Consider the following 9,140-nt stretch of genomic DNA (forward strand, 5'->3'; position numbering starts at 1 on the left):
ATGATACTTAATGAAAAGATTGATATGGCACTTTGTTTAATATATTTATACCTGTTTGATGCTCCTCAATAAAATGACCTTCATTTGAAAAAATAATAATCTTAAGATATAAAAAATCCATTACAGATATGCCAAAATTTAACGCAAGCAAAAACATAAAATAGTGTCCGTATTGCGGAAAATGCATCGTTAGAAAAATCAAAAATATAGTTATTAAAATAAAAGGTAAAATTAAATTAATACAAAAGTATATCTTATGTACAGGCGTACTTACATACGTATTAAAATAGGGTAACCAACGCTTTTTGTTTAATTTATGAATTCTAAATGAATTAACATAAGGTAAGAAAAAGAGAAGGTGTAATGCTTTATGGATAGGGTACATAAGTGCAACAAATATTAATAAAATAACAAAATGTCGATCTGACAAAGGTGTATTTACAAAATAATACATTATTTCATAACTAATTAAAAATACGATGACTGTAATAGTAAAACTTAAAAATGCAATTCTTGGTACACCAAATCGTGCATGAATATCAATTTGACGTTTACATAGAAACATACTGACACCTCTTAATAGGTCTTATTTATATACGCTACGTATTATCTAACTATCAGTAACAACAGTCAAGCCAATTTTGGCATTAATAAAGAGAGTAGCGAAATATTCATAATGATTTCAACGCCACTCCCGTATCACAGTTTAATCTAATGATTAAACTTTATTTATTATCTTTTGAAAAAGTATTACTTATTTCTTCGCCACGATTTTGTAGATTTTCAATGTGTGATTGTAATTTTTCGATATTAGGATTAATATCAGATTTAAAATCACCAATTAGTGTTTTAAATTCATCTCCAATTTCGCTACCATATGAGACACCATCATTTTTTACTTGCTTACCATAATCAATAATGTTAAAGAAATTACGTTTAAGTGACTCAATTTCACGTTCTAATTCAGAGCGAGACCCAGTAGGTTCTTTAGAATCAATCGTGTTATTCTTTACGCTTTGATCATCACGGTTTAACCAAGAAACAGCAATTCCAGATGCTACTCCCGCAGTAATACCAAATAATACGCGTGATATTTTCATGTTCTATTCTCCTCACTTATTATGTCGTTAACGGATAATAATAGAATAAGAAATGAAATAAATTTCAGATTCTACAACAATCATATTTCGACAAGTTAATTATAATTGTATATTACCCTAAAATGACATTCAATATGCAGAATTAATCAAATTGCGCTTTGATTTGATCAGCGATAGCTTGTTTATGTTCATCATTAATTTCGTTCTCATGTGTTTCCCAATGGTATCCGAAACCGTCGATATCATTTTCGTATCGTGGTAAGAAATGGAAATGAATATGGAATACTGATTGATCTGCGAACTCACCATTATTTTGTATGATATTTAGACCATCAGGATTAAAAGCTTTCTTAATTGCATTAGCGACTTTAGGTAAAGCTGTACCAATATGAGCCATTGTCTCTTCGTCAGTTTCAAAAATATTTGGTGACGCTTTTTTAGGAATTAATAATGTATGACCTTTAGTCACTTGTGAAATATCTAAAAATGCATAAACAAAGTCATCTTCATAAACTTTAAAGCTTGGAATCTCTCCAGATAAAATTTTACTAAATACAGTTTCAGCCATTTGAATGCACTCCTTTTACGTATTTATAGCTTATTATAGCATTTGTAAAATAAAATTTCGTTAGTGAAGTAAATGTAATTTTAGTAGTTAAAAGCTAATTTTGGTACAATGTTATTCATGGAGGTGCCTTATGACAGTAAAAGTTGAACATTTAACAGGTGGTTATGGGAAACGTCCTGTTATTGAAGATATAAATTTTGAATTAAAAGCAGGGGAAATTGTTGGTTTAATTGGATTAAATGGTGCAGGCAAAAGCACAACTATTAAACATATGCTAGCTTTATTAACGCCAACTGAGGGTAATCTCTCTATCTCAAATACAGAAATTACAGATGACATCGAAGTTTATCGAAAAAAGTTATCTTATATACCTGAATCACCAATTATATATGAAGAATTAACATTAGAAGAGCATATTGCGATGACTGCAATGGCATATCAATTGAGTAAAGAAGAAGCAATGAAACGTGCAAGACCTTTACTTAAAACATTTAGATTAGAGAATGAATTAAAGGTCTTTCCTAGTCATTTCTCTAAAGGTATGAAACAAAAGGTGATGATAATATGTGCGTTCATTGTTAATCCAGAATTATATATTATTGACGAACCATTTTTAGGCCTTGATCCACTAGGGATTCAATCTATGTTGGATTTAATGGTAGAAAAGAAAAATGAAGGACGTACTGTTTTAATGAGTACGCATATTTTGGCAACTGCAGAACGTTATTGTGATCGATTTATTATTTTAGATAAAGGTAGAGTGGTTGCTTTCGGTGATTTAGAGGAGCTACGTAAACAAACTGGATTAAGTGGTCACACACTTGATGACATCTATATACATGTCACACAAGGTGGTCAAGAAAATGGATAATTCAGCTACTTCATTATTTAAATCTAGATTGAACACCATTCAAAAAGAGAAGCGTTATTATAATAAATTTATTTTTAATGGCCATTTTTCAGTATTTTTATTAATTTTATTGGGAGCATTTATATTAGGTTATGGTCAATGGTTGCAACATATACCTAAACATATAGATTATGCGTTATGTGCTAGTATAATATTAGCTGTAACATCTATCTTTCCAATACGAACATTTTTAAAAGATGCAGATAGAATATTTTTATTGCCTTTTGAAAAACATATGAAAAATTATATGAACCTAAGCATTCGCTACAGCTATTTTAATAGAATAGCGATACAACTAGTAATACTCATTATCTTGTTTCCATTATTTTCTAAATTAGATGGTGATTTCATAACACCATTTATCATCTTGAGTATTTTAACATTGATACACCCATGGATTGGATTGAAAGTGAGATGGCAATGGTATCAACTAAAGCAATCAAGTTGGAGTATAAGTTTAATTTTATTTTTGATTAATTTAGTAACATATGACTTAATATTGGGTTACCAAATGTACTGGGGAGTTATCTTTACGTTTATATTACTTGGTGGAATGTTAGCGTTACCTAAATTAAATCGAGTTAATTTATATCCATGGGAACGAATGATAGGTATTGAAGAAAGACACCATACAAATTATTATAAATTCGTAAATATGTTTACGGATGTTAAACATTTAAAAGAGTCTGCAGTTAGACGTAGATATTTAGATTTCTTATTACCTACACCTAAAGGCAGGAAATTTAATTCTAAAAATATGTATTTATATCTATTTACACGTAGCTTTGTAAGAGGTAGAGATGCTTTTAGTATTATATTTAGACTGATTGTCATTGCATTAGTGCTAATGATTTGGCTATCGTTTCCTATTGTTTCAGCAATTATTGGATGTCTGTTCATGTACATTACATTATTGCAAATGTCTCAATTTTATACGCAACAAGCCTATGGATTATGGCCTCAAGTTTGGCCAGTACCAGATGTCGAAGTGATTAAAGGTTATGAAAAATTTCTTTATCGCTTAATGTTAATTATAGGATTAATTTTTTCAATTGCATTTATCAGTATATACCCACAATATTTCTTTTTCGCTCTAATCTTCTTTATAGTAGGGTGGTTAACGATTAGAAGCACAATTAAGAAGTTACAATATCAAGAATCACTACTTAAAGATTAAAAAGGTTGCCTATAACTAGAACAAGCAAAACTACATCTAGTTAAAAGGCAACCTTTTTATTATTCCTTGATTGGATATAAATATCTCTCAAAGTAGCTAGAATGTTGGCTACTAGAACCAAAATAATGTCTTAATGCATCTTTTGAAAAATAATCCTTAAATGTATCTGTTTCTTTAAAATCTTCGTAAGTTTGGCGATTAGCAAAACCAAAATAAACTTTGTAAGTTGTTCCTTGAACAGGCTTTAAAAAACGATAACTTTTAAAACCGGCAAACTTATCGAAATTTAATTCCAAATTTGCAATACGTTTTTCTAATTGATGAACATGATCATCAGAAGAAGGGATAAATATTGCTGAGTAAAAATGTGTTTGATCTAAGTCATTAATAGAATTAACAGTTGTGTAAACAGTGGGATGTTTTAAAATTGATTTTTCATCTGATTCTTCAATAATTACAGAAGAATCATTTGTTGAAAATAAAAATAGATTTCTATTAGTATTATTTGTTCGGATTTGATTTAAGTAACCATAAGTCCCATAAGTTGAATATATGTTCATGACTCATACCTCCTTTATTGTTTATATTATACGATTAATTAATGGTACTAGCTATAATAATTGTATGTATTGTTTAAATATTTTAAAAATCCATTTAGTCTTATTGAGGGATATTTTTAAGCATATAAATATACTATAATTATGTTTAATAAATTATTATAATTTAGTGAATTGAAATGTACATTTATGCTTTGTCTTTTTTATGACATTTAAGTGTAGATAAACGATAATTATATCAGCATATGATATTATAGATAAGAATGATTTTAATTTAGGAGGACTATAAGGTGCATAATAAAAATAATACAATTTTACAAACAATTAAAGGTGAAAAAACATCTCATACACCTGTATGGTTTATGCGCCAAGCTGGCCGTTCACAACCAGAATATCGAAAATTAAAAGAGAAATATTCACTTTTCGACATCACACACCAACCTGAATTATGTGCTTATGTAACTCAATTACCAGTTGATAATTATAATACTGATGCAGCAGTTTTATATAAAGATATAATGACACCTTTGAAACCAATTGGTGTTGATGTTGATATTAAATCAGGTATTGGACCAGTCATTAGCAATCCAATTAAATCTGTATCTGATGTAAATAAATTAACTCAAATTGATCCAAAACGTGATGTACCGTACGTACTTGAAACAATTCAATTGCTAACACAAGAGAAATTGAATGTACCATTAATTGGGTTTACAGGTGCGCCATTTACATTAGCTTCTTATATGATTGAGGGCGGTCCTTCAAAAAATTATAATTATACTAAAGCAATGATGTATGGAGATGGGGCAACATGGTTTGCTTTAATGAATCATCTCGTACAAGTATCAATTGACTATGTGGTTGCTCAGGTTGAAGCGGGCGCAGAGCTGATTCAAATTTTCGACTCATGGGTTGGAGCTTTAAATGTTCAAGATTATCGTTATTATATTAAACCTTCAATGGATAAGTTAATTAATGGAATTAAAGCTAGATATGATGTTCCTGTCATAATGTTTGGAGTGGGTGCAAGCCATCTAATTAATGAATGGAATGACTTAGCAATAGATGTCCTAGGATTAGATTGGCGTACGTCTATCTCATCAGCTACACAAATGGGTGTTAATAAAACGTTACAGGGTAATTTAGATCCTTCATTGTTACTCGCGCCTTGGGACGTAATAGAGCACAGAGTACGTGAAATTCTGGACGAGGGTATGGAAAGAGGTAAACACATTTTTAATTTAGGACACGGTGTTTTTCCTGAAGTACAACCTGATACATTAAAGCGAGTTACTCAATTTGTTCATGATTATACAAGTAAATAGTATTAAGAATACAAAGATTAAGGAAGGTTTTATTTAATGACTAAGACAGTAGGTTTATTAGTTATGGCATATGGAACACCATATAAAGAGAGTGATATTGAAGCATATTATACAGATATTAGACATGGTAAGAGACCAACTGATGAGGAATTACAAGATTTAAAAGACCGATATGAATTTATTGGTGGTCTTTCTCCTTTAGCTGGCACTACTGATCGTCAAGCTGAAGCATTAAAAGATGCTTTAAATCAAGTTTATGAAGATGTGGAATATAAATTGTATTTAGGTCTAAAGCATATTTCTCCATATATTGAAGAAGCTGTAGAAAAAATGTATAAAGATGGTATTAAAGAAGCGGTTACTGTTGTTTTAGCGCCACATTATTCTAGTTTCTCAGTTGGATCATACAATAAACGTGCAAAAGAGGAAGCCAATAAATACGATATTGCTTTACATCATGTTGAACATTATTATCACCAACCTAAATTTATTGAGTATTGGACTAATAAAATCAATGAAACTTTAGAGCAAATTCCTCAAGATGAACATGATGAGACAATCTTAGTTGTATCAGCTCATAGTTTACCTAAAGGTTTAATTGAAAAAAATAATGATCCATACCCTGATGAATTAAAAGATACAATGAATCGTTTACAAACATCTTCAAATATTAAACACGTTGCTCAAGGCTGGCAGTCTGAGGGTAACACAGGTACACCTTGGTTAGGACCCGATGTACAAGATTTAACAAGAACGTTGTACAACGAATATCAATATAAACACTTTATCTACACGCCTGTAGGTTTTGTATGTGAGCATTTAGAAGTACTGTATGATAATGATTATGAATGTAAAGTTGTGTGTGATGAGATAGGAGCAAATTACTATCGACCAACAATGCCTAACACGGATCCATTATTTATTAATGCTATCGTGGACGAAATAAAAACAGTTTTTTAATAAAGGAAGGGACTCAATGTGAGTAAAAAAGTTGCAATTATTGGTGCAGGTATAACTGGCCTCTCAAGCGCATATTATTTAAAACATTATAAACCAGATATAGATGTAACCATTTTTGAAGCGACAAATCGACCAGGTGGAAAGATACAGACGTATCGTAAAGATGGATACACTATTGAACTAGGCCCTGAATCTTATCTTGGACGAAAAACAATCATGACTGATATAGCAAAAGATATTGGACTTGAAGATGATTTAATTACTAATGAAACAGGTCAGTCATACATTTTTGCAAAAAATAAATTGTATCCTATACCAGGTGGTTCGATTATGGGCATCCCAACTGATATTAAACCTTTTTTAAAAATAAGACTTATTTCACCAATAGGTAAGCTAAGAGCGGGACTAGATTTGGTAATACCCCCTATAAAAATTGAGGATGATATATCAGTTGGAGCGTTTTTTAGAAGACGATTAGGAAATGAAGTGCTTGAAAATTTAATAGAACCCCTCATGGGTGGTATTTATGGTACTGATATAGATCGATTAAGTTTAATGAGTACATTTCCTAATTTTAAAGAACAAGAGGAAAAGTATGGTAGTTTAATCAAAGGTATGCAACACGAAAAGGCTGAACGAATTAAACAACGTCAACTATACCCTGGTGCCCCTAAAGGTCAGTTTAGACAATTTCGTCACGGATTAAGTTCATTTATTGAAGCATTAGCTAAAAATGTACAAGATAAAGGCGTAAAGATGAAATATCAAACACATGTAGAAGATATCATTATTAACAATGACAATTATGAAATAGCAACTGATCAATACAGTGAACAATTTGATGGTATTTTAGTTACTACGCCTCATCAAACATTTATGAAATGGTTCAATCACGATCAAGCTTTTAAATACTTTAACGAGATGGATTCTACTTCAGTTGCAACGGTTGTATTTGCATTTGATGAGAAGAATATTGAAAACACATATAACGGTACTGGTTTTGTCATCGCGAGAACAAGTAATACTAATATTACAGCTTGTACTTGGACTAGTAAAAAATGGCCTTTTACTACACCGCAAGGAAAAGTTTTAATTAGAGCATATGTAGGTAAACCAGGTGATACAGTTGTTGAAGATCATACTGATGAAGAAATTGCGACTATCGCACGTCGTGATTTAAATAAAATGATGACTTTTCATGGAGATCCGGATTTTACAATTGTTAATCGTTTGACTAAAAGCATGCCTCAATATCACATTGGTCATATTAGTCAAATAAGAAAAATTCAACAACACGTTAAAAATAATTATTCTGCACTCAGAATCACAGGAGCACCATTTGAAGCGGTTGGGCTTCCAGATTGTATTCAACAAGGTAAAAATGCTGTGGAAGAATTGCTTGATGAAATATAATAATTTAAACACTTTTTTTGAGGTGAATTTGCCTCTTTAAAAGTGTTTTGTTATATAAATTGAGAATTATTATTTAGTGTTTAAGGAGGTAAAAATATTAATGACTAATGTAATTATAGTTCATTCACAATTAGGAAATTCTCATAACCACTGGTATAAGTGGTTGCAACATAATTTAGAACTAGAAGGTTACGATGTTCAATTATTCCATTTAGATGAAAGTAAGAATGATAATATAGACAATTGGATCTTCGAATTAAATCAACAAATTGAACTTTTATCTAAAGATACTTATTTTGTCACACATGGGTATGGTTCATTGGCTACTTTGAAATACATTGAAGGTCTATCAATTTACGAACCATTTGAGGGGTTCTTCAGTATAGCAGGATTTAAAGAAGATGCGAAGAAAATAGACGATTCAATAAAAGTAGGGGAGTTTAATGTCGATTATGACTTAATTAAAACTAAAGTTAATCACTTTTATGGACTAGCTTCAAAAGATGATTCTTATGTTTCTTACATAGAAACTCAAAACTTAATTGATGAATTAGGTGGTAAGACTAAAATTGTTGATGAAGGTGGACATTTCTTAGAAGAAGAGGGCTTTGTATCTTTTACTGAATTACAAGAAAAAATGCAACATTACATGACTAAATAATAAAACATGTGATTTAATTATTAATACGTTCAATATTTAAACTAATTTAAGTAGGTAGTTAAAGCTACCTATTTTTTATTATTATTAAGGTTGATAATTAAATATAGAGATACTTTCAAGTGCAATTAGATATCCAATAGGTATCTTTAATTAAAATATTTTAAATGTAGCGTTTTTTTACACAAAATAGTTTACAATACTTATTGACTAAGTTAATGATACTATATATACTAATAAAGTATTCGAAAGGCGATGACTATTAGACAATTGTCGCATTTCAATATGAAGATTCAATTAAATGAATGTAAAATTTATTTAAAATTATCATTGACATTAGACATTATAAAATGATATACTTTTTAAGTAATGATTTTTGAGACGTAAATAATATTAGCGCGGGATGGAGCAGTTCGGTAGCTCGTCGGGCTCATAACCCGAAGGTCGGTGGTTCAAATCCGCCTCCCGCAAT

The 9,140-nt window shown here is 30.4% G+C and carries 10 protein-coding genes and 1 tRNA gene; 7 read left to right on the forward strand and 4 right to left on the reverse strand.

What is annotated here, in order from left to right:
* Positions 1 to 7: 7 nt before the first annotated feature.
* From HMPREF3265_RS11675 to HMPREF3265_RS11685, 3 genes are all read right to left on the reverse strand, one after another.
* On the reverse strand, positions 8 to 565 hold the full coding sequence (locus HMPREF3265_RS11675; RefSeq protein ID WP_070861729.1) for a DUF3267 domain-containing protein: 558 nt from the start codon (positions 563 to 565) through the stop codon (positions 8 to 10).
* Positions 566 to 725: 160 nt separating this feature from the next.
* A complete protein-coding gene (locus HMPREF3265_RS11680) occupies positions 726 to 1,100 on the reverse strand; it encodes a YtxH domain-containing protein (RefSeq protein WP_037538626.1) in 375 nt (124 codons plus the stop codon).
* Positions 1,101 to 1,242: 142 nt separating this feature from the next.
* Positions 1,243 to 1,668, reverse strand: coding sequence for an HIT family protein (locus tag HMPREF3265_RS11685; RefSeq protein ID WP_070861730.1), 426 nt, complete (start codon positions 1,666 to 1,668; stop codon positions 1,243 to 1,245).
* 130 nt (positions 1,669 to 1,798) lie between these two features.
* Here HMPREF3265_RS11685 and HMPREF3265_RS11690 point away from each other — a divergent pair, with 130 nt between their 5' ends.
* Complete coding sequence (locus HMPREF3265_RS11690; protein WP_070861731.1) at positions 1,799 to 2,539, forward strand: ABC transporter ATP-binding protein EcsA; 741 nt, start codon at positions 1,799 to 1,801, stop codon at positions 2,537 to 2,539.
* On the forward strand, positions 2,532 to 3,755 hold the full coding sequence (locus tag HMPREF3265_RS11695) for an ABC transporter permease EcsB (protein WP_037552218.1): 1,224 nt from the start codon (positions 2,532 to 2,534) through the stop codon (positions 3,753 to 3,755). Before HMPREF3265_RS11690 ends, HMPREF3265_RS11695 begins: the two co-directional genes overlap by 8 nt.
* A 59-nt stretch (positions 3,756 to 3,814) precedes the next feature.
* Here the strand turns inward: HMPREF3265_RS11695 and HMPREF3265_RS11700 are convergent, their stop codons facing one another.
* Positions 3,815 to 4,315 carry a signal transduction protein TRAP gene (locus tag HMPREF3265_RS11700; RefSeq protein ID WP_070861732.1) on the reverse strand — a complete coding sequence of 167 codons (501 nt, stop codon included), beginning with the start codon at positions 4,313 to 4,315 and terminating at the stop codon, positions 3,815 to 3,817.
* Positions 4,316 to 4,602: 287 nt separating this feature from the next.
* On the opposite strand from HMPREF3265_RS11700, the gene hemE reads away from it, so the two are divergent.
* The 5 genes from hemE (at position 4,603) to HMPREF3265_RS11725 (ending at position 9,139) form a co-directional block, all read left to right on the forward strand.
* Positions 4,603 to 5,637 carry a uroporphyrinogen decarboxylase gene (gene hemE, locus HMPREF3265_RS11705; RefSeq protein WP_070861733.1) on the forward strand — a complete coding sequence of 345 codons (1,035 nt, stop codon included), beginning with the start codon at positions 4,603 to 4,605 and terminating at the stop codon, positions 5,635 to 5,637.
* A gap of 36 nt (positions 5,638 to 5,673) precedes the next feature.
* Entirely contained in the window at positions 5,674 to 6,597 is a 924-nt protein-coding gene (gene hemH / locus HMPREF3265_RS11710; RefSeq protein ID WP_053026963.1) for a ferrochelatase, read from the forward strand.
* 18 nt (positions 6,598 to 6,615) lie between these two features.
* Positions 6,616 to 8,010 (forward strand): protoporphyrinogen oxidase, encoded by a 1,395-nt coding sequence (gene hemY, locus HMPREF3265_RS11715; protein ID WP_070861734.1) that lies wholly within the window; start codon positions 6,616 to 6,618, stop codon positions 8,008 to 8,010.
* A 100-nt stretch (positions 8,011 to 8,110) separates the two neighbouring features.
* Positions 8,111 to 8,671, forward strand: a complete 561-nt coding sequence (locus HMPREF3265_RS11720; protein ID WP_070441434.1) for an RBBP9/YdeN family alpha/beta hydrolase — start codon at positions 8,111 to 8,113, stop codon at positions 8,669 to 8,671.
* Positions 8,672 to 9,065: 394 nt separating this feature from the next.
* Positions 9,066 to 9,139: transfer RNA gene (locus tag HMPREF3265_RS11725), tRNA-Met, on the forward strand.
* The last annotated feature ends 1 nt before the right edge of the window (position 9,140 follow it).

The organism is Staphylococcus sp. HMSC62B09 (genome assembly GCF_001839115.1).
GTDB classification, from domain to species: Bacteria; Bacillota; Bacilli; order Staphylococcales; family Staphylococcaceae; genus Staphylococcus; species Staphylococcus haemolyticus.